At 61.8% G+C, this 23,742-nt stretch carries 22 protein-coding genes and 1 pseudogene; 12 read left to right on the plus strand and 11 right to left on the minus strand.

Translation table 11 applies throughout. The features are described 5' to 3' along the window. Window positions 1-45: 45 nt before the first annotated feature. Window positions 46-2,256, minus strand: coding sequence for a proteobacterial dedicated sortase system histidine kinase (gene pdsS / locus HY067_09020; protein ID MBI3528100.1), 2,211 nt, complete (start codon window positions 2,254-2,256; stop codon window positions 46-48). Continuing rightward, window positions 2,243-2,938, minus strand: a complete 696-nt coding sequence (gene pdsR, locus HY067_09025; protein MBI3528101.1) for a proteobacterial dedicated sortase system response regulator — start codon at window positions 2,936-2,938, stop codon at window positions 2,243-2,245. The genes pdsS and pdsR overlap by 14 nt, the downstream gene beginning before the upstream one ends. Before the next feature lie 192 nt (window positions 2,939-3,130). Between pdsR and HY067_09030 the strand changes: the two genes are divergently transcribed. The 6 genes from HY067_09030 to HY067_09055 all read left to right on the plus strand — a co-directional run bounded on the left by HY067_09030 (window position 3,131) and on the right by HY067_09055 (window position 10,612). Beyond that, window positions 3,131-5,353: a marine proteobacterial sortase target protein gene (locus tag HY067_09030; GenBank protein MBI3528102.1), complete on the plus strand. Its 2,223-nt coding sequence runs from the start codon at window positions 3,131-3,133 to the stop codon at window positions 5,351-5,353. A gap of 17 nt (window positions 5,354-5,370) precedes the next feature. Further along, complete coding sequence (locus HY067_09035) at window positions 5,371-5,940, plus strand: class GN sortase (GenBank protein MBI3528103.1); 570 nt, start codon at window positions 5,371-5,373, stop codon at window positions 5,938-5,940. Window positions 5,941-6,237: 297 nt separating this feature from the next. Next, window positions 6,238-7,107 carry a CoA ester lyase gene (locus HY067_09040; GenBank protein ID MBI3528104.1) on the plus strand — a complete coding sequence of 290 codons (870 nt, stop codon included), beginning with the start codon at window positions 6,238-6,240 and terminating at the stop codon, window positions 7,105-7,107. A gap of 364 nt (window positions 7,108-7,471) precedes the next feature. After that, the gene (locus tag HY067_09045) at window positions 7,472-8,851 is read left to right on the plus strand and encodes an ethanolamine ammonia-lyase subunit EutB (GenBank protein MBI3528105.1); all 1,380 of its coding nucleotides are present in this window, start codon (window positions 7,472-7,474) and stop codon (window positions 8,849-8,851) included. 3 nt (window positions 8,852-8,854) lie between these two features. Continuing rightward, a complete protein-coding gene (gene eutC / locus HY067_09050; GenBank protein ID MBI3528106.1) occupies window positions 8,855-9,676 on the plus strand; it encodes an ethanolamine ammonia-lyase subunit EutC in 822 nt (273 codons plus the stop codon). A 30-nt stretch (window positions 9,677-9,706) separates the two neighbouring features. Continuing rightward, window positions 9,707-10,612 carry a cation diffusion facilitator family transporter gene (locus tag HY067_09055; protein ID MBI3528107.1) on the plus strand — a complete coding sequence of 302 codons (906 nt, stop codon included), beginning with the start codon at window positions 9,707-9,709 and terminating at the stop codon, window positions 10,610-10,612. A 111-nt stretch (window positions 10,613-10,723) separates the two neighbouring features. Here HY067_09055 and HY067_09060 read toward each other — a convergent pair whose 3' ends face one another. The 5 genes from HY067_09060 to HY067_09080 all read right to left on the minus strand — a co-directional run bounded on the left by HY067_09060 (window position 10,724) and on the right by HY067_09080 (window position 15,153). Then, window positions 10,724-11,890 (minus strand): MFS transporter, encoded by a 1,167-nt coding sequence (locus tag HY067_09060; GenBank protein ID MBI3528108.1) that lies wholly within the window; start codon window positions 11,888-11,890, stop codon window positions 10,724-10,726. A gap of 161 nt (window positions 11,891-12,051) precedes the next feature. After that, a complete protein-coding gene (locus HY067_09065) occupies window positions 12,052-13,071 on the minus strand; it encodes an LLM class flavin-dependent oxidoreductase (protein ID MBI3528109.1) in 1,020 nt (339 codons plus the stop codon). 7 nt (window positions 13,072-13,078) lie between these two features. Then, window positions 13,079-14,275 carry an MFS transporter gene (locus tag HY067_09070; GenBank protein ID MBI3528110.1) on the minus strand — a complete coding sequence of 399 codons (1,197 nt, stop codon included), beginning with the start codon at window positions 14,273-14,275 and terminating at the stop codon, window positions 13,079-13,081. A 19-nt stretch (window positions 14,276-14,294) separates the two neighbouring features. Next, window positions 14,295-14,957, minus strand: a complete 663-nt coding sequence (locus HY067_09075) for a hypothetical protein (protein ID MBI3528111.1) — start codon at window positions 14,955-14,957, stop codon at window positions 14,295-14,297. Window positions 14,958-14,973: 16 nt separating this feature from the next. Continuing rightward, a complete protein-coding gene (locus tag HY067_09080; protein MBI3528112.1) occupies window positions 14,974-15,153 on the minus strand; it encodes a DUF3460 family protein in 180 nt (59 codons plus the stop codon). 132 nt (window positions 15,154-15,285) lie between these two features. Here HY067_09080 and HY067_09085 point away from each other — a divergent pair, with 132 nt between their 5' ends. Further along, the gene (locus HY067_09085; protein ID MBI3528113.1) at window positions 15,286-17,340 is read left to right on the plus strand and encodes a S9 family peptidase; all 2,055 of its coding nucleotides are present in this window, start codon (window positions 15,286-15,288) and stop codon (window positions 17,338-17,340) included. Between the two features lie 19 nt (window positions 17,341-17,359). Here the strand turns inward: HY067_09085 and HY067_09090 are convergent, their stop codons facing one another. From HY067_09090 to HY067_09100, 3 genes are all read right to left on the minus strand, one after another. Further along, on the minus strand, window positions 17,360-17,728 hold the full coding sequence (locus HY067_09090) for a hypothetical protein (protein ID MBI3528114.1): 369 nt from the start codon (window positions 17,726-17,728) through the stop codon (window positions 17,360-17,362). Next, the gene (locus HY067_09095; GenBank protein ID MBI3528115.1) at window positions 17,725-18,096 is read right to left on the minus strand and encodes a hypothetical protein; all 372 of its coding nucleotides are present in this window, start codon (window positions 18,094-18,096) and stop codon (window positions 17,725-17,727) included. Before HY067_09095 ends, HY067_09090 begins: the two co-directional genes overlap by 4 nt. Before the next feature lie 165 nt (window positions 18,097-18,261). After that, window positions 18,262-18,630, minus strand: coding sequence for a hypothetical protein (locus HY067_09100; protein ID MBI3528116.1), 369 nt, complete (start codon window positions 18,628-18,630; stop codon window positions 18,262-18,264). Window positions 18,631-18,763: 133 nt separating this feature from the next. On the opposite strand from HY067_09100, the gene ltaE reads away from it, so the two are divergent. Then, window positions 18,764-19,795 carry a low-specificity L-threonine aldolase gene (ltaE, locus tag HY067_09105; protein MBI3528117.1) on the plus strand — a complete coding sequence of 344 codons (1,032 nt, stop codon included), beginning with the start codon at window positions 18,764-18,766 and terminating at the stop codon, window positions 19,793-19,795. A gap of 160 nt (window positions 19,796-19,955) precedes the next feature. After that, window positions 19,956-20,816 (plus strand): NYN domain-containing protein, encoded by an 861-nt coding sequence (locus HY067_09110; protein MBI3528118.1) that lies wholly within the window; start codon window positions 19,956-19,958, stop codon window positions 20,814-20,816. On the opposite strand, the pseudogene HY067_09115 reads toward HY067_09110, so the two are convergent. Further along, a pseudogene (locus tag HY067_09115) lies at window positions 20,774-21,273 on the minus strand (phage integrase N-terminal SAM-like domain-containing protein). The gene HY067_09110 and the pseudogene HY067_09115 overlap by 43 nt on opposite strands. A gap of 187 nt (window positions 21,274-21,460) precedes the next feature. Here HY067_09115 and HY067_09120 point away from each other — a divergent pair. The 3 genes from HY067_09120 (at window position 21,461) to HY067_09130 (ending at window position 23,289) form a co-directional block, all read left to right on the plus strand. Next, window positions 21,461-21,973 (plus strand): hypothetical protein, encoded by a 513-nt coding sequence (locus tag HY067_09120; protein MBI3528119.1) that lies wholly within the window; start codon window positions 21,461-21,463, stop codon window positions 21,971-21,973. 67 nt (window positions 21,974-22,040) lie between these two features. Next, entirely contained in the window at window positions 22,041-22,658 is a 618-nt protein-coding gene (locus tag HY067_09125) for a hypothetical protein (GenBank protein ID MBI3528120.1), read from the plus strand. A 280-nt stretch (window positions 22,659-22,938) separates the two neighbouring features. Then, window positions 22,939-23,289: a Cache 3/Cache 2 fusion domain-containing protein gene (locus HY067_09130; protein MBI3528121.1), complete on the plus strand. Its 351-nt coding sequence runs from the start codon at window positions 22,939-22,941 to the stop codon at window positions 23,287-23,289. Window positions 23,290-23,742: the final 453 nt, after the last annotated feature.

The raw sequence follows: 23,742 nt of genomic DNA on the forward strand, positions 1-23,742 counted from the left end.
ACGCAAAATTGCAATGTAGCACAAACGTGCTACATCAGCAAAGATTCAGGTCATTGCGTGTTCCGCGAGCGGGAATTCGAGGCGGATTACCACGCCCGAACCGTCTTCGCGATTGAGTGCGCTTGCGCGAGCGCCGTGAAATTCGGCGATCAGGCGCACGATGTACAGGCCCAGGCCGAGATGCGGTTCTGCCTGCGTGTGCTCGTTGCGCACCGAGATCATCGATTCGAACAACCGGTCCTGCATGTCGGCGGGCAGCGGCGGGCCTGCATTGAACACGGACAGGCGCGCGCCCGACGCTAAAAGGGTACTCCACGCTAGAGGGGTACTCCGACGTGTTTCGCCCGTAGGGTATTCGCGTTGCAACTCGAACCGGATCGTGCTGTCCGGCGCACTGAACTCCACCGCATTGGCGGCGAGCTTGTCCAGCATCTGGGCAACCAGGTCGGGCGCGCCGTAGACCGTGAACGGACCGGGCCCCGCGTCGAAGACGATGTTGCGGTCCCGATGCGCGAGTCGGTATCCCTCGACGCAGCCCCGCACGACTTCGGCCAGGTCGAAATGTTCGCGCTCGACCGAGGCAAGCGATTGTTCCAGACGCGTCGCTTCGCTCATGCGCGTGAAAATGGTGGTAAGCCGGCCCAGGCCTTCCTCCGCGCGGTGAAGATAGACGCGTGCCTCGTCGGGCAGCTCGACCTGTTTCAGATTATCGAGAGAAGATCGGACCACCGCGACCGGTGTGCGCAATTCGTGCGACAGGCGGCCGGCCAGCGTTTCGAGATAGCCGGTGTATTGCTGCAGCCGCCGCAGGATGTCGGCGAAACTGCGGGACAGGTCGCCGAGTTCGTCTCCGGCATCGGAGCCGCCGACGGTGCCCAGCACGCGGCCGTGGGGATCGATAGAATTTTCGGTTTCATCCCGCAGGCGGCGGATGCGCAGCGACAGGCGCGTCGCAAAAATCAGGAGCGCGGCGGTGCCGCCGACATAGACCACGAGCAGGGCGGCGAACAGTTTTTCGAATGCGCGATTGCGCAGCGCCAGCACGTCGTTGGTCGTTTCCTCGATCAGCACAGCGCCGACGACTTTATCCTCCAGCCAAACCGGCTGCGCGGCCGAAAGCACGACCGCGCGTGAATCCGGCGTGAGCCGGCGGCGCGTGCCGGTCTGCCCCGCGAGCGCTTCGTCGATCTCGCGTCCTTCCAGGCGGTAGGTGCCGGGCGCGATGTCCTGGAAATCCTCATTCGGTTCCGACATCGCGAGCCGCAGGATCGGTCGAACCAGAACGTCGGCGGCGGCTTCCCAGAAGCGCGTGAACGGTTCCTGGTCGGGGTCGACTTGCGCGGGCGGCGCGCGCAGCGAGCCGGCCTGGGCGATGACGCGATGGTTGACGTCGAGCACCCAGATGCGCGAGCGCGCGCGTCCCAGCCTGCGCACCAATTCGCTGACTTCGGGAGACGGTACGATCACCGCACCGAGTCCCTGCTTGCTCGAGGTATCGGACGTGCCGATCGAACTGGCAGGCGATCCGGGATCATCGACATTGGCGACGGTGAATCCGAGGCGCGGTCCCACCAGCGAGCGCGGCAGGCGCAGTTCCATCAGGTATCCGCCCGGCACCAGGCGAAACATGGCCTGGATGCGCGTGTCGGGAATCTGCTCGCCGTCTGCCGTCAAAAGATAAACCGATGCCTTGCCTGTGCCGCGCGCATCGATGGCGAAGCGCAGGAATTCGTCGTCCGGCGTCACCACCGCCACTTCCAGATGATCGGCTGCCTGCAACGGATCCTTTTCAGGATCGCGCAGCACGACCCTGGCGTCCGACACTTCGAACAGTGCGTAGATGGCGTTACCGTGCCGGCCGATGCGATAGCGTGCAGCGAATGCACGAGACTCGGGATTGCCCGCGCCCGCTCCTACCGAATGGGGTGTCACCGATTGGCGGGCCCAGTCTTCGGTCAGGCCATCGACGACGATCGGCGCGGGAAGATTGTCGATTCTCAGATCGTTGCCCTGCGCCAGTGCAAAGGGATACACCTCGCCGCTCAGAAACAGGCTGGGCCGGTCGTTGAGCGCGGTTCCCACCGCTCGGGCGGTGGCGACGACGCCTTGTTCCTGCACCTTGAGCAGCAAATGTTCGAGCTCGCGCACGTAGAGAAACCCGAGCAGCGGGATCAGCAGCAGGATGCTTGCCGCGAGAAACAGTTTCAGGCGCAAGCCGGCGCGCAATCCCGGTCCGCGCTGCTCAGCGATCGCCATGCCAGCGGTAACCCAGGCCGTACACGCTCTGGATCGAATCGAAGGCGGCATCGAGCGCGGCGAACTTGCGGCGGATGCGCTTGATGTGGGACGTGATGGTGCTGTCGTCGACCGTCAGGCTTGCTTCGCGCATGAGCGCGTCGCGATCCTTGACGTGGCCCGGGAATTTGGCGAGCGCATGCACGATCCAGAATTCGGTCAGCGTGAGTTCCACCTGATGCTCCGCCCAGTGCGCTTCCATGCGCTTGAGGTTGAGCCTGAGTCGTCCGCGCTCGATCACGTCTTCGGCGGCCGGGGGCGCGCCCATGACTTCGATGCGCCGGAACAACGCCGCGATGCGAGCCAGCAGATGCGGCAGGCTGATGTCCTTGGTCAGGTAGTCGTCGGCGCCCATGCGCAGGCCGGACACGGTGTCGAGGTCGCCATCGCGCGCCGTCAGGAAAATGATCGGCAGCGTCGATGACATGGCGCGCAGCTCGCGGCAAAGCGCGAACCCGCCCTCGATTTCGTCCGCCAGCCCGATGTCGATCAGCGCGAGGTCCGGCAAGCGGATGCGCATCGCCTTGAGCGCTTCCGCACGATTGGCGAAGGCAGCGACTTCGTAGCCCTGGCGGCGGAGCACGTCCGCGTAGTTCTCGCGGATCGCGGGGTCGTCTTCGATAACGGCGATACGCCTGGCCATCCTGTTTTGATGCTCCTTGTCTCTGGCGCAGAACTATACCCGAGCACCGCTGCGCCGCGCGCGGTCAGGCGAAATGCCATTTTTTTGCCACATTTCGCCCGCAGCTTTCCCTTTCCCCGACCGGGTCCCGCCCCACACCGGCGCTTCAATGGCTTCCGTGCAGATCGCACTGAAGCTCTCCTGGAGGCGGACATGAAAATTTTCTCGAATCGCAGTTTGGTGGGACCGCAGACGCCGGCTTTTTCAATGGCCCGCGATGTCGTGCGCATTGTCATTGCAGCCGTGCTGGCGGGAACCGGTTTCGCGCTCCTGCTGGCATTGACCGTATTGTCGCTGACCGTGATCGCGCCGCCGGCGCAAGCCTCGGGCGCGCCGGTGCTGGCCTCCGCCGAACCAGACCAGGCAGCCGGACCGCCGACCGAGAAGCCCGGCGAGCAAACCAGTGGCAGTTTCCTGGTGCGCGTGCGCCCGTCCGGCCGGTTGATACGTTCTCCGGCCCTGAGTACCGACGTCAAAATCTCGGTGAGCGGCATGGTGGCACGGGCCGTCGTCGCGCAGCAGTTCAAGAACGATTCGCCGGACTGGATCGAGGGCGTCTACGTCTTTCCGCTGCCGGAAAACGCCGCAGTGGACCGGCTGCGCATGCAGGTGGGCGATCGCCAAATCGAAGGCCAGATTCGCGAGCGCGCGCAGGCGCGTGCCGAATACGAGGCGGCGCGCGATCGGGGCAGCCGGGCGTCGCTGGTGGAACAGGAACGTCCCAACATCTTCACCAGCAGCGTGGCGAACCTCGGACCGGGCGAGACGCTGACCGTGGAGATCGAATACCAGCAGACGCTGCGTTATGAAGACGCTGCCGTCAGCCTGCGGTTTCCGACCGTCGTCGCGCCTCGCTACATTCCGGGCAAGCCGCAATCGGAGGCGCCGCGCTTGGACACATCAAAGGGCTCCGGCTGGGCGGCGAATACGGACCAGGTGCCGGATGCATCGCGCATCACGCCGCCGGTCGTCGCGGAGGGTGAGCAGCCGCGCAACCCCGTCACGCTGCATGTCGAACTCGATGCCGGCTTTCCGGTGGGCGAGGTCAAGAGCCGCTATCACGCGGTCACCGTGGAGAAGCGGGACGACAACCGCTACGAAGTTTCCTTGGGCGTAGGTCCGTTTGCCGCCGACCGGGATTTCGAACTGGTGTGGCACCCGCTCGCGGGAGCGCAACCGCGCGGCAGCCTGTTTCGCGAAACCAAGGAGGGCGAAACACATTTGTTGCTGACGATTTTTCCGCCGGTCGGCAGCCAGGCCACCGAGAAGCGCCTGCCGCGCGAAGCGATCTACGTGATCGATACGTCCGGATCGATGCAGGGTGCATCGCTCGAACAGGCCAGGAAGGCATTGCATCTCGCCCTCCGGCAGCTCACCCGTGAAGACCGCTTCAACGTCATTCAATTCAATTCGGTGACGGACACATTGTTTGCCTCGCCGCGCGAAGCGAACGAAAAGAATCTCGAGGCGGCACGGCACTACGTCGACAAATTGCACGCCACCGGCGGCACCGAAATGGCGCCGGCATTGCGGGCGGCGCTCGATGCGCCGGCGAAGGAGGGTTTCCTGCGCCAGGTGGTGTTCATGACCGACGGCAGCGTCGGCAACGAGGACGAGCTGTTCAAGCTGATCCAGAAAAAACTCGGACGCAGCAGGCTGTTCACGGTGGGCATCGGATCCGCACCGAACAGCCACTTCATGACCAAGGCCGCGCAACTTGGCCGCGGCAGTTTCACCTACATCGGGGACATCGCCGAGGTCGGTGAAAAGATGGGCGCGCTGTTCGGCAAACTCGAACACCCGGTCCTGTCCGACATCGTCGTCGAATGGCCGGCCAGCGTCAGCGCCGAGGGCTATCCGCAAAAACTGCCCGATCTGTATCTCGGCGAACCGGTGGTGCTGAGTGCGCGCGCCGAAGGATTGTTGCGCGGCAAAGTCGTGGTGCGCGGGCAGTCAGGCGAACAGTCGTGGAGTTCGAAATTCGACCTGGGACAAGCGCACGACGGCAAGGGCATGGGCGTGATCTGGGCGCGGCGCAAGATCGAATCGCTGACCGATTCCCTGCAGGACGGCGCCAACAAGGAAAAGGTTCGCGAGGCGGTCGTGGACATTGCATTGAAACACCACCTGGTGACGCGCTATACCAGCCTCGTCGCCGTGGACGTGACGCCGGTGCGCCCCGAGGGAGAAGCACTCGATGCGCAGGCGGTGCCCGCCAATCTGCCGCAGGGCTGGAGCCATGAAGGCGTGTTCGGTTCGTTGCCGAAGACCGCCACGTCGGCAGGATTGCATCTCATCCTGGCGTTGCTGGCAGGCGCACTGGCCGTCCTCGTCTATGCGCGCAGGAAGGCAGTCTACGCACGGAGGAAGGTATGAAATCGCGCACGCACACGATGCTTTTTCTGGGACTGGTTTCCGTGTCCGTCTGGCAGGCTGGCGAAGCGGCGTACATCCATGCCAAGGCCTGGATGGCGCAGCGGCTGATTGCTTCGGCCTGGGACCGGTCTCTCGCGACCGGCGTCAGCGTGAAGCCCTGGCCGTGGGCCGATACCTACCCGGTTGCGCGTCTCGAAGCGCCGCGTCAGGGCGCTGCGCTGATGGTGCTGGCCGGTGCCAGCGGCCGCACGCTGGCCTTCGGTCCCGGTCATGTCGACGGCACTCCCTTGCCCGGCGAGCCGGGCAACGCCGTGGTCAGCGGCCATCGCGATACGCATTTCGCTTTTCTGCGCGAGTTGCGCTCCGGAGACACGCTGCTGGTGCATTCCGCCAGCGGCCGCGTGGCGCGTTACGTGGTCTCGGGCATCGAAGTCGTGCGCAACAAGGATATCCGTGTGCTGCTCGACGTGGGCGACGACCGCTTGACCCTGGTGACCTGCTATCCGTTCGACACCCCGGTTCCCGGCGGGACGTTGCGTTACGTCGTCGTCGCAACACGGCGCGACGCTGCCGTTACCCGCATATGAAAGCGTTTACTTCAAGAGCGTAGACGCAACAGCTTCAGCCGTAAGTGTTTCACCTTAAGGTCGCAAAGGAAGAGCAACAAAGGTCGCAAAGGAAACCGGAAGAAAGAAATGGGCATCGTGAATCACGGAGAAATATTGACCATGCATGCCAATGGTACCGGTTTGAACCATTGCATCATTGATTTTGCATTCCTTTGCGTCCTTTGCGTCCTCTGCGCCTCTGCGTTGAGATTTTTTTGCCTTTGAAGGCGGCGTGAGGCTAGCATGCCGTCTTTCGTCAGAATCGGACTACGCTCCATGCTGCAATCCAATCATGCCGTTCGTCCCCGCAGAAGCCTGTTGTTCGTGCCCGGCCTGCGTCCGGACCGTTTCGTCAAGGCACTGGATTCCGGCGCGGACATCGTCTGCATCGACATGGAAGATGCCGTTGCGCGCAGCCGCAAGGACGAAGGCCGTGCGCTGACGCTGCCGTTGTTCAAGACGAACACCCATCCCCATGTCGAGCAGATGGTGCGCATCAACGGCCTGTCCACGCCGGACGGACTGAAGGATCTCTCGGCTATCATCGAATCGGACGCGCCGCCGCCGGCGATCATGATTCCGAAGGTCCGGTCGGCTGAAGAAGTGCAGTTGATCGAAACGCTGCTGTCTTCGGGGCCGGCGCGCCAGATCCGCTTCTGCGTCATCATCGAAACCAATCAGGGGCTGGAGCGGGCGATCGAGATAGCGAAATCGTCTCCGCGCATCGACTCGATCATCCTCGGCGCCGTCGACATGTCCGCCGACCTGCGTTGCGAGAAATCCTGGGAGCCTTTGCTGTACGCGCGTTCGCGGCTGGTGCATGCGGCCGCGTCGGCCGGCATCGATCTGCTCGATGTCCCTTTCCTGAATCTCGAGGATGCGGAAGGTCTGCGGCAGGAAGCCACGGCCTGCGCGCGGCTCGGCTTCACCGGCAAGGCGTCGATCCACCCGAACCAGATCGCGATCATCCATGCCGCGTTCACGCCGGATGCGAAGGCCATCGAAAAGGCGCGCAAGGTCTGTGCCGCGTTCGAGCAGGACAGCACCGGCCTGGTCGTCGTGGACGGCGAGTTGATCGAGCTGCCGGTCGTGCGATCCATGTACCGCGTGCTGGCCATCGCCGAACGCCTTAAGAGCGCCGCCTAGGTCCTACTTCAAAACCCAACACAGCAGCTTCAGCTCCAAGTGTTCCCTTGAGTGTTTCACCTTAAGGCACGGAGGACACAGATACCCTCGCGAAGCGTGGAGTACCCCTTTAAGGCACGGAGAAAACCTGCAAAAAATATTGTGTGGATATATATCGCATGGAGTGCGTCCATCCAAATAGTCCATGCCGAGTATTTTGTATTTCTCTGTGACCTCTCCTGATTTTCTCTGTGTCCTAAAAGGGTACTCCGACGTGCTACGCACGTAGGGTATCCGTGTCGACGCTCTTAATGCCGGCCTTAGGCCAGCTAGTAAGCGGATGCTATGATGGTCCGGTCGTCCGCAATCCCGAAGCATTGCATCCATGGCGGGTTATTCCTGTACGGTCGGTGAACATCGCTATCGTTTTCCGGATCTGAAAACCCTGTTGGCGAAAGCCACGCCCGCGCGCTCGGGCGACCGGCTTGCCTGCCTTGCCGCAGACAGCGAAGAAGAGCGCGTTGCCGCCCAGATGGCACTGGCCGATGCGCCGCTGCGGACTTTCCTCGATGAGGCCGTCGTGCCTTACGAGAGCGACGAAGTCACCCGGCTCATCCTCGATTCGCATGACGTGGCCGCGTTTGCGCCGGTGGCTCATCTGACGGTGGGGGATTTCCGCGACTGGTTGCTCGACTACGGCACCGATTCGGCGAAACTCACTGCGCTGGCACCCGGCCTAACGCCGGAAATGACAGCCGCTGCTTCGAAAATCATGCGCATCCAGGATATGGTGCTGGTGGCGCGCAAGTGCCGCGTCATCGCGCGATTTCGCGATACGCTCGGTCTGGAGGGGCGGTTGTCGAACCGCCTGCAGCCGAATCATCCGACGGACGACCCCAAAGGTATCGCGGCAAGCATTCTCGACGGGCTGCTGTATGGTTGCGGTGACGCCGTGATCGGCATCAATCCCGCCACCGACAATGTCGATCAGGTGATCAGGCTTCTGGTGATGCTCGATGAAATCATCCAGACCTACCGGATTCCGACCCAGTCCTGCGTCCTGACCCACGTAACGAATGCGATGCAGGCAATCGAGCGGCGCGCACCGGTGGACCTGGTGTTCCAATCGATCGCCGGCACCGAAACGACCAATGCCAGCTTCGGATTCAACCTGGCCCTGCTTGCCGAAGCCAATCAGGCGGCGCGCCAACTCGGGCGAGGGACGGTGGGCGGCAACGTGATGTACTTCGAGACGGGGCAGGGCAGCGCACTCTCGGCAAACGGACACCACGGCGTCGATCAGCAGACTTGCGAAGCGCGTGCCTATGGTGTGGCGCGGGCGTTTTCGCCGATGCTGGTGAACAGCGTGGTCGGGTTCATCGGGCCCGAATATCTCAACGGCCGCGAGATCGTCCGCGCGGGCGTGGAAGACCATTTCTGCGGGAAACTGCTCGGCCTGCCGATGGGCATGGACGTGTGCTATACCAATCATGCGGACGCCGACCAGGACGACATGGATACGCTGCTCACGCTGCTCGGCACGGCCGGCTGTAATTTCATCATGGGCGTGCCGGGCGCCGACGACATCATGCTGAACTATCAAAGCACGTCCTTCCACGATGCGCTCTATCTGCGCCAGGTGCTGGGGCTGAGGCCTGCGCCCGAGTTCGAAGCCTGGCTTGTGAAGATGGGCATCTTCGAGGACGGCACGCGGCTTAAGCAGGTGACGGCGCAGCATCCGCTGCTGGGATTGGTGAAGTACTGAGCGATGTCGAAGACACCCCTCGGCCCGCCCGGCATCGCCCGTACCCAGAGGGACCCCTGGAATACCCTGGGCCATTTTACTCCGGCTCGCATCGGCCTCGGACGCGCCGGCGGTAGCATCCCGACGCGGCAGTTGCTCGATTTTCAATTGGCGCATGCGCGTGCGCGCGATGCGGTGCATCGCGAGTTCGATGTCGAGGCGTTGCGCGAGCAACTGGGCGCGAGGCAATTCGACTCCCTTGTACTCGCCAGTGCAGCGGGCGACCGGCACACGTTCATCCAGCGCCCGGACTTGGGACGCATCCTGGATGAGAAGTCAAAGACCTTGCTGGAGACCCGGCCGCACGCGCAAGCCTGGGACGCGGTGTTCGTGATCGCAGACGGTTTATCGGCGCTCGCGGTCCAGCGTCACGCCTTGCCGCTGATTGAAATGATGCAGGCCCATCTTGGAAGCGAAGGCTGGCGTGTTGCGCCGTGCTGTCTTGTCAGCCAGGGGCGGGTCGCGATCGGCGACGAGATCGGCGCGTTGCTGCCGGCGCAAATGAGCGTAATGCTGATCGGCGAGCGTCCCGGCCTGACTTCGCCCGACAGCCTGGGAGCGTATCTGACCTGGAATCCGCTGCCGGGCCGCAGCAACGCCGAGCGCAATTGCGTTTCCAATATCCGTCCGCAAGGCTTGAGTTACGCCGCGGCGGCATACAAACTGCTCCATCTGATGCGACAATCCCGCAGCAGGAAACTTTCCGGGCTGGCGCTGAAGGAAGATGTGGTGCTGCCCGGCGCATCCGAACTCCTGATGTTGTTTCCGGACGGAAACACCGCGTAAACATTCCGCCTCCCCGCTTGCCGCGAAACCATGTCTCAAGCTTCTTCACTTCGTGCTGTCCTCTATGCGCTCGGCGCCAACACCGGCATCCTGATCGCGAAAGGCACGGCCGCGGCCGTGACCGGTTCGAGCGCGATGCTGGCCGAGGCGATTCATTCGGCGGCCGATTGCGGCAACCAGGTTCTGCTGTTGCGCGGCATGAAGGAGGCGAAACGGGAACCGGATGCGAAACATCCGCTCGGTTACGGCAAAGTCGTCTATTTCTGGGCCTTCCTGGTGGCGGTGCTGCTGTTCACGCTCGGGGGGTTGTTCTCGGTCTACGAGGGCTGGCACAAACTGCATCAATCCGAGCCCATCTCCAATCCGGCGGTCGCGATCATCGTATTGGCGGTCTCGATCGTGCTGGAAGCCTTTTCGCTCGCCGGTTGCGTGCGCGAGATCCGCAGGGTGGCCGGCGGCAAGTCGCTGTGGAAATTTTTCCATGTGTCGCGCAACAGCGAACTCATCATCGTGCTGGGCGAGGATATCGCGGCGCTGGCCGGTCTGGCGCTGGCGCTGATCGCCATACTGCTGGCGCTGGCAACCGGCAAGCCGATGTTCGATGCGTTGGGCAGCATCGCCGTCGGCGTGTTGCTGATCTTCGTCGCTGTCCTGCTGTCGCTGGAAATCAAGGCCCTGATCACCGGCGAGAGTGCAGAAGCTGAAACGGAAAATGCGATTCGTGTCTTTCTCGCGGCGAGGAGCGAAGTGGCCGAAGTCTACAATCTGCTGACTCTGCAGATGGGCGAGGGCATCCTGCTTGCCGTCAAGGCGCGCATGAGGGAAACCGCCAGCGCAACGGCAATGGTCGATGCCATCAATCGCGTCGAAGCGGACCTGCGGATCGCATTCCCTGCAGTGCGCTGGTGTTTTTTCGAACCGGACAACAAGAATTAGGGGCTAGGGACTAGGGGTTAGGGGCTAGGGAAAAAGCAAGAAAAGCGCGAAGCCCCACCCCCTAGACCCTAACCCCTAGACCCTAACCCCTAGTCCCTAGCCCCTCGGTCGCTACGCGACCGGCTTGACGCGCCAAGCGAGCGCAATCGCAAGCAGCGTGGCACCCACCGCGATGAATCCCACCAGCCAGTAGCGCGTCAGGGTTCCATCGGCAGCGTGGCCGATCAGGGATCCTGCAAGAAAAGACGCGGCTCCCAATCCAAGCTGCTGGATCGCGGAGTTGATGCTCATGAAACCGCCGCGCAAGTGCGGTTGCACGCTGGAAATGACCAGTGCCATCGCCGGCACGAAACGTCCGGAGACGAACACCATGAAGATGACCGACGCGCAGATCGCGACCCACACTGGAACGGGAGGAAGGTTTGTGGTGATCAGCAGCGGGGCGATCGAAATCAGGCCGATGAGCGTGAATATCTGCCGCTTGCCGTGCCGGTCCGCCAGCTTGCCGATGTAGCGCGACGTGAAGGCGGTGGCGAGCCCGCCGAACAGATAGAGGTAGGGCAGGTCGGTCTCCTTCAGGCCGACATTGGCCACCATGTACGGCGCGATGAACGGAATCACAGAAAATCCCGCAAACATCAGCGCGAACATGAATACGAAGGCGCGCAGGTGATTGGCGGTGCCGAACACCGCTTTCATCTGATCCAGGGGCCGGTGGGATTCGCCCGCGACGATATGGCCGCGCATGGAGGGAAGAATTTTCCAGGTCAGGATCAGGACCAGCGTCGAGACGACGACGAGGAACAGGAAGGGTGCGCGCCAGGAGAAATGCGCGGCCAGAAACAATCCGATCGGAACGCCGATGATAGAAGACAGCGCGAACGCCGACATGATCATGCCGGTCGCGGCGCCCCGGCGTTGCTCGGGAACCGCGTCGCCGATGATGGAGTGTACGGTCGCACCCGCCACGCCGCCGAACGCCCCCGCGACAGCCCGCGCCGCGAGCAACGACCCGTAGCCGGGCGCGATACCGCACAACAGCGTCGACACGACGAAGCCCGCGTAGAGAAACAGCAGCGTTTTCCGACGATCGAAGCGGTCGGTGTAGAAGGCCACGGCCAGCGCTGCGACCGCTGCCGTAAGCGTGTAGGCCGAAACCAGGAGCCCGAACTGCTGCGGCGAGATGAGCATGACGCGCATCAATTGCGGGCCGAGCGGCATCATGATCATGAAGTCCATGATGTGGGTGAACTGGATCACGGCCAGGACCAGGACCAAGGAGCGCTCCCGGCCCACCTCACCCTCTCCCCCCGAAGGGCGGAGAGGGTGAGGAGATACAGTATTGGTTGTCATTGTCGTTCTTTAACTCGAGGCAGTCTGCCCTGTTTACGTTTTGTCGCGATACCAAATAAGGTACTCACAAAGCACCCTCTCCGCCTTCAGGGGGGAGAGGTGGTGGTCAGACCGAACTCGGCGGCCAGCAGTTCATACGATTTCGTCCGGCTCGCGTAATCGCCGGTGATGGTGACCACCATCAACTCGTCCGCGGCATAGGCGTCGGCGATTTCCAGCAGGCGTGTTTTCACCTTGTCCGGCGTGCCGATGATCGCGCGTGCCCGCTCGCGTTCGATGATCGCGCGGTCGCGTTCCGTATACGGATAGGCCTGCGCTGCCTCGACAGTCGCGATCGGCGCCTCGCGGCCGATCGCCATCAGCAGCCGGCGATGGTCGATGCTGGCGGCGAGCCGCTGTGCCTCGGCTTCGGTTTGCGCGCACAGCACGAACACGCAGACCATCGCGTAGGGTGCGGATTCGCGCAGAGACGCGCGAAAGTCCTTGCGATACGCACGGGCGACCGCATCGCCGCCGTGGGCGTTGATGAAATGCGCAAAGGCAAAGCGCAATCCCAGATAGGCGGCCAGCGCGCCGCTGTAATCGGAAGAGCCGAGCAGCCAGACCTCCGGCGAGCTCAGGCCGGACGGCATGGCCTGTACGGTCGCGTAGGGATGTTCTTCCGGCAGCGTGCGATCGAGCCAGCCGATGACTTCGATGACTTGTTGTGGAAAGCCGTCCATGTCGTCGAACGCGTGCGCATTCATCGCATTCGCGGTCATCCGGTCTCCGCCGGGCGCGCGTCCGATGCCGAGGTCGATGCGGTTCGGATGCAGCGCTTCGTGCATGCGGAACACTTCAGCGACTTTCAGCGGACTGTAGTAGGGCAGCATGACGCCGCCAGTGCCGACGCGGATGTTTAGCGTCGCGGCGGCAACGTGGCCCACGAGAATTTCCGGACAGGGGTCGGCGAGGCCGCGCATGTTGTGATGCTCCGCGAGCCAGTAGCGGTGGTAACCGAGCTGGTCGGCGCGTTGCGCCAGCACGACGGTCGCGCGCAGCGCATCGGCGGCGGAGCCGCCGCTGACGATCGGGGATTGGTCGAGGACGCTCAGCCTGACGGTCATGGACCGATCAAGCGGTACCGGAGGCGATGGCCGGGCGTCCGCCGCGCCGGATCGTGGCGAGCCAGAGGATCGCGATGGCCGTGACCGCAAGCAGCGGCAGCGCCGTGAGATTCAGCGTATTCCAGCCGAATCCGTAAAGAATGGCGCCCGATGTCAGCGAAGTCGAGCCCATGGTCAGGTAGATCAGCAAGTCGTTCATGCCCTGCGTCTTGGCTTTTTCGGCCGGCGTACAGGCCTCGGTCAGCAGGGTCGTGCCGCCGACGAACAGAAAACACCAGCCCACGCCGACGAGTACCATCGACGACCAGAACGCCGTCACCGTGGTGCTGGACATCGCGATTGCTATGGCGGCCAGGTTGAGCAGAAGGCCGGCGAACATGACCGGCAGCGCGCCGACGCGCGCAATCAGCCAGCCGGTGCCGAAAGCCGGTGCGAACATGGCGATGATGTGCCATTCGATCACCAGCATCGCGGCACCGTAGGGATGCGAGCACATTTGCATCGCCAGCGGCGTGGCCGCCATCAGCAGATTCATCACGCCATAGGCCGTGACGCCGCCCAGCGCGGCGACGATGAACACCGGCTGGCGCATGATCGTGAACAGCGGGCGCGTGCTGCCATGCCGTTCCTCGAGGGAAGGCCGCGGCAGATCCAGCCGCCGCAGGATCAGCATCGCGACGGCCGCCAGCACGACGAGCGACAGAAAAGTGCCGGCGAACAGGGTTTCCAGCAGACCCTTGGTGAGCTTGCTGCCTTCCGGCCCAAAGATGCCGCCGATGATGCCGCCGGCAAGCACCAGGGATATGGCCTTGCTGCGGGCACTCGCCGAAAGGCTGTCCGCCGCGGCAAACCGGTAGAAGCCGCCCGATCCGGTGTAGATGCCGGAGACCAGCGCCGCCAGGCAGAGCATCCAGAAGTTGTGCGCCAGCATGGCCGCGGTGGCCAGTGCGCCGCCGATCATGCCGAACAGGCAGCCGACCAGGAATCCGGCGCGGCGGCCGTGTCGTTTCATGAACAGCGAGATCGGCATGGTGGTGAGGCCGCCGCCGATGATGTAGGCGGTGGCCGGAATCGTGACCAGCATCTTGTTTGCGGCGAGCGTATCCGCGGCCAGCGTACCGATGGAAATCATCGTCGCGTTGTTCATGACCAGCAGGGCCTGGCATGCGGCGAGCGCGACGACGTTCCTGCGGTCGTTGTTCATGCGCGAAAAGGTCCGGCAACTACTTGAGCCGGATGTCGACGCCGTGGAACACGAATTTCCCGGTATTGACGAGCTTCGTGGTCTGGTCCTGCTGGCGCCATTTGAATCCCGCCGGCCGCATGTCGGCGCGTTCGCTGCCGGCCGGCGATTCCAGCGCAACGCTGCCGCCGGAGACCGACACCAGCATGCCGCAAGGCGCATAGAGTTCGGTGCTCTCGCCCGGATGCAGGACGATGCGCGTCACGAACACGCGTGCGTTATCGATCAGCAGGGTCTGGTTCGGTCCTTCCGCAACCGGGTCCGCCGTTCCACAGCCGCCGAGGATCTCGGTGTCGATGACGCGATAAGGCGTGCTGCCGGGGTTGCTGACGCGGTGCGCCTTCGGCTTGGCTCCATAGTCGATGAAATAGGTCTCGCCGATCGCACGCTCGCCGCGCCGCACCGGCTCCTTGCCCAGGTCTTGCGCGATGGTCGGGGAAGAGGAAATGTTCACGAACACGCCGTCGCTGCGATGCCAGTGATAGCGGGATTCGTAACCCGGTTCGAGTTCGACGTCGAAGAAGCGCACGTGCTCGTTCTCGAACTTGAGCTGGTGTCGCGGTTCCTGCTCGATGGGAATCGGTTCGTCCGCCGCCCCGGCCGGTGGAGCCAGCCACAGCAACAGGGCAAATTTACGCAGCATCGGGTGTCCTCGCCGATCAATAGTATTCGTAGCTCTTCTTCGGCACTTCAGCGGCGTCGAGGCGCTTGCGCTCCTTGAAATCCTGAGGACGATCCCACCAGGTGGCGCGGGCTTCTCTCTGCTTGTCGAGCACCTCGGGATGCTTCTTCAGGAAGTCGCGGATGAATTGCGTGGTTTCGGATTCGTAATTCTTCATGATAATTTTCTTTTAGACTGATGACGCTTCCAAACCGGTGGCCCTTTAAAAAAATATTTTGGCGGGGTTGTTCTGGAATTTTACGGGCCTGCCCCCACCTCATCCCCCAACCAGGCCCGTTTCCCTTTACCGATCAGGAGTTTCATAGTGTCCTCGAATCCAGTACCGCCGGTTGCCCGGCGCACGCCGGTCGTCTCCGAAGTCCACGGCGAACGCCGGGTAGACGACTATCATTGGCTGCGCAACAAGGGCAGCTGCCCCGTGAATGCCTATCTCAGGGCGGAGAACGCCTATACGGCGGCGATGATGAAGCCGTCGCAACGCCTGCAGGATACGCTGTATCGGGAAATGCTGGCGCGCATCAAGGAAACCGACGTCGAGGTGCCTTATCGCGACGGCGACTACTTCTACTATTCGCGCACCCGCAAGGGCAAGCAGTATCGCATCTTCTGCCGCCGCCGCGGCGGTGTAGACGCGCCTGAGCAGATCGTTCTCGACGCCAATCAGGCGGCGAAAGGGCACAGGTTCTATTCCCTGGGTGCGTTCGAAGTCAGCCCGGACGGAAATCTGCTGGCGTTTTCGTCGGACACCACGGGATTCCGCCAGTACACGCTGCAGTTGAAGGATCTGCGGAACGGCCGCGTTTTGCCAGACCGGATCGAAAAAGTGCGCTCGATCGCCTGGGCATCCGACAACCGCACGTTGTTCTATGTCAGGGAAGACGACGCCAAGCGCGCCCATCGCGTATATCGCCATGTCCTCGGCAGTCACGAAGACCAATTGATTTACGAGGAAACCGACGTGCGTTTTTCCGTTTCGGTTTCGCGCAGCAGGAGCAACGAATATCTGTTCCTGACGTCCCACAGCGCCACGACGTCCGAAGTGCGCAGCCTCCGGGCGGACGAGCCGCAGGCGAACCCGGCCCTGATTCTCGCGCGCACGCCGGAACACGAGTACTACGTCGACCATGGTCACGGATTGTTCTACATCGTGACCAACGACAAGGGGCGCAATTTTCGCCTGGTGACCGCGCCGGCGGACGATCCGTCGCCGTCTCGCTGGACGGAAGTCATCGCGCAACGCAACGACGTGATGCTGGACGGCGTGGAAGTCTTTGCGCGCCACCTGGTTGCGCACGAACGCGCAGGGGGTTTTCCGCGTCTGCGCGCGATCCGCCTGGCGGACCGAAGCGAGCACTTGATCGACATGCCCGAACCCGTGTACTCGGTCGGCGGTGGCGCGAACATGGAGTTCGACACCGACGTGTTCCGATTCCACTACGACTCCTACATCACGCCCGATTCCGAATACGACTATCACCTGGACAGCCGGCAAAGAACCTTGCTGAAACAGCGTGAGGTAAAACGCTACGATGCGTCGAAATATCGTTCGGAATTGCACTACGCCGTGGCCCGCGACGGAACGCGCATTCCGATATCGCTGGTCTACAGGATAGACCGGCGGCGCGAGGCTCCGCAGCCGCTGCTGCTATATGGATACGGCGCGTACGGCTATTCGCTCGATGTCGATTTCAGCTCCACCCGGCTTTCCCTGCTGGATCGGGGCGTGATCTTCGCGTGCGCGCATGTGCGGGGCGGCGGGGAGATGGGCAAGCACTGGCATGACGAGGGCCGCATGCTGCAAAAGATAAACACCTTTACCGATTTCATCGCCTGCGCGGAACACCTGGTCAGGGAGCACTACACCGAGCCGTCCAGGCTCGTGATCGAAGGCGGCAGCGCCGGCGGATTGCTGATGGGCGCGGTGACGAACCTGCGGCCCGAGTTGTTCCGCGCGGTGGTCGCGGAGGTGCCGTTCGTGGACGTGATCAACACCATGCTCGATGCGACCCTGCCGCTTACCACCGGCGAATACGAGGAGTGGGGCAATCCGAACGACAAGGCGTATTACGACACCATGTCTTCGTATTCGCCCTATGACGACCTGGCGAAAAAAAATTATCCGGCAATGCTGGTGGAGACTTCGCTGAACGACAGCCAGGTCATGTACTGGGAGCCGGCGAAATACGTGGCGAAGTTGCGCACACTGAAAACCGACGGCAATCCCCTGCTGTTGCGCGTGAACATGGACGCGGGCCATGGCGGCGCATCCGGGCGCTACGATTATCTCAAGGAAATCGCGTTTACCTACTCGTTCATCCTTGGCACGGTGGGCATCGTCCGCTGACCGGACGATATCGGCGGCGTTACTGGCCTTCGAAGGGGACGTAGCCCGGCTTGGCCTTGCATTTGGCCGGAATGCGCGAAGAGATCGCGGGGCGTTTCTCCGAGAAGGTATCCAGGAAAATCGTCGTCGGAACGTCGGCGGTCTTGTTGTTCACCCGATGTTCTCCGGGCGCCTTGAGATCGCCCTCGATCACGTCGCTCTCGTTGGGATAGGGGCCGGCGACCCACTCATACAGTCCGTAGCCGGCCTTCATTTGCAGAATGAAGAAGCCGCACTCGTTGTTCTTCCAGATGACCATGCCTTCGTCGGCGCGCGCAACGCCTGCCGCGGTACCCGCCACGATCGCTAGAACCGCGGCGGCGAGCCGCGCCGGTTTGCCTGCATTCATCCCGTGATTGCCTCGAATTCCTTCTTCCTCTTGCATTGACGCGGTATTTTCTTGTCCATCAGCGATTTCGGCAGGTCGAATGTTTCCGAATACACCATGGTCGGCTTGCCTTCGGTCTTGTTCTCGATCTTGCGCGTGCCGAAGGCGGAAAGCTTGCCCTCGAAAACATTGCCGACCATCGGACTCGGTCCGCCCAGGAACTCGAACAGTGCGTATTGCTCGCCGATTTTCAGCACGAAGAAAAAGCAGCTCGGATCGCGCCAGATCAGTTCGCCGGTCTGCGACGGCGGCTGGTTTTCGGTCTCCGCGACAAGCGGATTGACGAACAGCAGGCTCAACAGCAGGGCCTGGACAATTTTTCGAGGCATGGGAAATCGCATGGGAAACCCTGGCGAGATGGAAGCCCCGGCCCGTCCGGGCGAAAACGCCCGGATGGCCGCCGATGGAACTGTGCGGATGATACCCCCCTGGCGACCGGCCCGGCAAACCACCAGGTCGGAGGAGGGCAAAGCCTGATCGGGGAGGTGCCGGTGTCATTCCACCTCGAGCGCTTCGAATCCCTTCTTCTTGCGGCACTGCCTGGGAATCTTCTTTTCCATCTGCTTCTTGGTATCGGTGAAGGTTTCGGAGTAGGCCATGGTCGGCTTGCCCTCCGTCACGTTCATGAGCTTGCGGCCGCCGAAGCCGGTCAGTTTGCCCTCGAAAACGTGGCCGACCAGCGGGCTGGGTCCGCCCAGGAATTCATACAGGCCAAATCCTTCAGGCGTCTTGAGGACGAAAAAAAAGCAACTGTCGTCGCGCCAGATCAGCGTCCCCTGGGTCGAGCCGTCCTCGGCGGCCCCCGCCAACGGGGCGGAGAATAGCGCGGCGAACGTGGCGATGGCGATGATGCGGAAATGCATGGGCGATCTCTCCTGGCTATGGCTTGTTGCGGGCTGTCCGCCGGCGACCGCATTGGAGCGGACAGGCAAACGCGGTAAACTCGACCAAGGAGAATACCAAACATGCCGTCCGGCGTGTCCGTGGAGCCACCCCATGAAAGTCATCGACCTGCGCAGCGATACCGTGACCAAGCCCACCGTCGACATGCGCGCCGCCATGCTGGCAGCCGAAGTCGGCGACGACGTCTATGGAGAAGACCCGACCGTCAACCGGCTGGAAGCCCTGGCCGCCGCCATACTCGGCAAGGAAGCGGCACTCTTCGTCTGCAGCGGAACGCAGAGCAACCTGCTGGCGCTGCTGTCGCATTGCGAGCGCGGCGATGAATACATCGTCGGCCAGCAGGGGCACACTTACAAATACGAGGGCGGCGGTGCCGCGGTGCTTGGCAGCGTCCAGCCGCAACCGCTCGACTACGAGCCGGATGGTTCGCTCGATCTCGGTCGCGTCGAATCCGCAATCAAGCCGGACGATCCGCATTTCGCCAGGACGCGGTTGCTCTGCCTGGAGAATACGCAGGGCGGCAAGGTGCTGCCGCTCGACTACCTGAAACGGGCACAGGAATTCACGCGTGCGCGCGGACTCGGTTTGCATCTGGATGGCGCACGCGTATTCAACGCGGCTGTGCATCTGAAGGTTCCGGTCACCGAGATCAGCCGGTATTTCGACTCCGTGTCGGTTTGTCTGTCGAAAGGCCTCGGCGCACCGGTCGGATCGGTGCTGTGCGGATCGAAGCCACTCATCGCCAAAGCGCGGCGCTGGCGCAAAGTCGTCGGCGGCGGCATGCGTCAGGCCGGCGTGCTCGCGGCGGCCGGCATTTATGCGCTCGAACACAACGTCGAGCGCCTCGCCACCGACCACGAAAACGCGCGCGCACTGGCGCAAGCCCTTTCGTCCATCGAGGGCGTGACGGTTGCGCCGGGCGGCGCGCAGACCAACATGGTTTACATCAACGTCGAACCGCAGCGCTCGGTCAGGATGCGCGAGGTTCTGAAGGGCCAGGGCATGCTGATCAGCGGCCAGGGCAGCATCCGCCTGGTCACGCATCTCGATATCGACCGCGCCGACATCGATCGTTTCGCCGCCGCGGTCCGAGAGTCGCTCTCCGCCGCCGCGAAGGCGGCATGAGACGCAGGGACTAGGGAATAGGGGCTAGGGGTTTGGGAGTAAAACACTAGCGCCTCACCCCATCAAATCGATTAACTTCAGCATCAATACAACCAAACTCTTTGCTAGCCCCTAGCCCCTAGCTAGCCACCAGCCACTAACCACCAATCACCGACCCTCAATGAGCAACCAGAGCGACACCCGCAACATGGCGGTGTTCTGCGATTTCGAGAACCTCGCACTCGGCGTGCGCGAGGCCAAATACGACCGCTTCGACATGAAGAAAGTGCTCGAGCGCCTGCTGGTCAAGGGCAGCATCGTCGTCAAGAAGGCGTACTGCGACTGGGAGCGCTACAAGGAGTTCAAGGCGCCGATGCACGAAGCGGCGTTCGAGATGATCGAAATTCCGCACGTACGGCAATCCGGCAAGAACTCCGCAGACATCCGCATGGTGGTGGATGCGCTCGACCTCTGCTACACGAAAGCGCATGTCGACACCTTCGTCATCTTGAGCGGCGATTCCGATTTTTCGCCGCTGGTCTCGAAGCTGCGCGAGAACAACAAGGAAGTGATCGGCGTCGGCGTCAAGCACTCGACGTCCGACCTGTTGATCGCGAACTGCGACGAGTTCATTTTCTACGACGACCTGGTGCGCAAGGCGCCGCCGAAGCGCCAGCCGCGCAAACGTGCGGCCGCGAAGCCGGCTGCAGGGGCAAAGGCGCCGGCCGTGGAAACGGCGGATGCCGATGATTCCGCTGATTCCGCGGTGGACGTCAAGACGCAGAAGGCGCTGGACTTACTGGTGAATACCTTCGACGCGCTGACCGGCGAGCGCGGCGGCGAGGAAAAGATCTGGGGTTCGATGATCAAACAGGCGATGAAGCGCCGCAATCCCGGATTCAACGAGACTTATCACGGCTTCAAGAGTTTCAACAGCTTGCTCGAAGAGGCCGCCATCCGCGGACTGCTCAAGCTCGAGCACGACGAAAAGTCGGGCGGCTACATCGTCCGGTCCGCGGAGGCGGGCGAAAGCATCGCCTGATCCAAGGGGCTTTGCACGCCGCGTCCGCCGCGATTCAGTACGTGCGTGTAGATCATGGTTGTGGAAACATCCGAATGACCCAGGAGTTCCTGTACTGTCCTTATGTCACGACTGGCATCCGCTTGGGACGTTTTGCGCGAACCAGACCATCGAGCCAGTTGAGTTGGGACCCCAGCATCTCTTTGTAGAGAAACAGCAAAGCCGAAAGCGCTTGGTTCTGGGTAGACGCAGCGACGTTTCGATCGGTGGCCAAGTGGTTCAGGAATGTCGTCACCGCCGCCTCCCCGAGTTCGGAAGGATGGCGTTTGCCGTGGAAAAAGATGAATCGCTTGGTCCAGTGGAGGTAAGCCTCCTCCGTTCTCCGGCTGTAGTGGAGGCGTCTGATCGCGTCACGCAGCCTATCCAGGAGACGGGGCCCGGAAGTTTCTGTTGACGAATTCCTTGATTCCGTTAACATTATTCCACCTCCACGCAGCCTATTTCGTAATACGGCGGCAAATAACCCGACTTAGCATGGGCTGTATATAAAAACAGTATGCGAGAAATTGGGAAAAATCAAGAGCCTTCCCGCTGTTCTAAGAGGGACGTGCCGGGATACACGGCGTTTCGGAAGTCGAATTCACGTTAGACGCCGGGATTGACCAGTGCAGCCGCTCGCAATCTACTTGGGAGAACTCGCCACACAGATATCGTTCGCGAAGCATGCTTTCTCGAGCTTCCAGCGAGCACAAAGGCGAAGGCAAGTACTGCCGATCTTCTACCACGCCCATCACTTTCTCGTGCACGCCTCAAATATCGACAAACTACTTGACGTCAGTCCCAATAGTGCTCGCGGACGCATTCTCAAACCGCTGCTCGCCGAGATGCGCATAGATCTCAAGTCGTTCCGCCGTTTGCGCAACCACCTCGAGCATTTTGACGAGCGTCTAGACCGCTGGATCGCCGGCTTCCGTGGCGCAGCGTTCTTTGACATGAACGTCGCTACGGGTGCGGTGGGTTTTCCATACAAGCAGGCATTGCGCTCGATTAATGATCGCGTGTTCTGGTTTCACGGCGAAAAGTACGATCTCGCCGTTCTCCGCGCTGAAATCGGGAAATTAGAGCGCACATTCATTGACCGGCGTCTAACAGCACGCCCCACGCGGACGCGCGCATGAGCGCCGTGCTTCGCATAGGTCAGTGGGCGCGCGCCGGTGGGCGTGGACGTTAGACCTCACCTTAGCCATGGCTTGGAAAATAGAACGTTGGCTCGCCGATGTTTTTCCCGGAGAGACCGAGATCTACTCCGAGTACCGCAGCCTGCCACCGCGCGAACTCGCGATCGTGAGCGCGGCGGTACTAGATGTCGCTTTGGCGGAACTGCTTGCCCTTCGACTCATCAATCGAGAAAAAGAGGTCGAAGAGTTTCTCGGCCTCAACGGCGATGGTCGAGCACCAGCGGGTTCATTCGGCGCAAGAATTCAACTCGGTTTGCTCGTTGGTCTGCTTACGCCGGACGATGTGGCAATCCTTCGAACGATCAAAGAACTCCGAAATCTTTTCGCGCATCGAGTTCGAGTGAACTTTCTGTCGCCCTCCGTGCTCAAGGCAACGACAAATTTACACACGCTGTGGCTCACTCGAAGTGAGGCTCTCATACAGTCGGGTGCAATGTCTGGAACAACGAAACAGCTCAAGGAGATTGCTCGCCATCTTCCCCACGTCGCGGAGGCTGGCGAAGGTTTGTTGCTATCGGTATTCACCGTGTATCAGGCCTACTTCCACCGAATGCACAGTCGAGTGCAACGCCTGAGTAGCGCCATACCCAAGACTGAGGAAAAGAAAATTGCTCGCCTACATTGAGCAAAGGCCTAACTCTAAATGCAACGGACCGTCCTCGGCGGCCGTTGATTATTGACGTTGGGCGTCAAAGTACGGGTAACGACGATTTAGAATTGGCATACACTGTCTGAAGTAACCACAAGGACCAGCCGTTGTAGCTGGCATCACGCTTCACCTTCGGGCCTGCAGAGCCTGCCCTTCCGGTACGTTCTGTACCACTCTGCAACTGTCGTAACGCGGCACACGCGCGGTATTGTCGAAATACCATTTTTGCGATAGACAACCTTGGAGGGCAATCACAATGAGTAACGATCACGGGATATCCGCTTCCATCAGTAAATTGCTTCTCGCGGCAGTATTTTCCCTCGCCGCTGCAGGTATCGCTCTTGCCGCTCAAGAAAGCACTATCTTTACTTATGATGGTCAGGATTTCATCAGAGCACAAACGACTTTGACGACGGAGGACGGCAAGCCCGCGGTCAACACAAAGCTAGATCGCAACTCGCCGGCATACAAGGAGTTAATCAAGAAGCACTCCTATACAGGCGAAGCAATCCTCTTTGGAAAAAGATGTGATGCCAGCTATGCTCCGCTCGTCAATGCCAGCGGCCATTTGACAGGCGCCCTGTTCGTGGCACTTTGCAATAAGTAGGAGGAGGTGTAGGTAGAATAAAGACGCCCAACGCCCGGCTTGCAGCGGAGCCGCAACAGCGCCGCTGCCGCTGTTGCGGCTCCGCTGCAAGCCGATGTTGGGCGTCTGTCGGCTGAACCTGGAGTCGTTCTTCGCATGCACCGATGCTCGGCTACCGAATCGGCCTCTGGCTGCACGCGCCGGATCCGTTTGCGTCACGTCGCCACTGGCTCTGGTCTCGTTGCGATATCGGCGCGCGTGAGCTGACATCTCCGTTTTCCGGTCGCGTGGACGCAAGCCGTGGGTTCGCGGCCATGCGAGCGGTGGAGGTTTCCTGTAGGCGATGCTCTGTCGTGAAGGTCACGGTATGCTAGCGTCAATGCCTTCGATCACAGCCCAACCCGGCGCTCAACCCGAGCGCCCAACGGCGTCGCCGTTGGGTCCCCGCCGCGCTGCGCGCGTCGGCGCCCGGTT

The sequence above is a fragment of the Betaproteobacteria bacterium genome, from assembly GCA_016194905.1.
GTDB lineage: Bacteria > Pseudomonadota > Gammaproteobacteria > Burkholderiales > JACQAP01 > JACQAP01.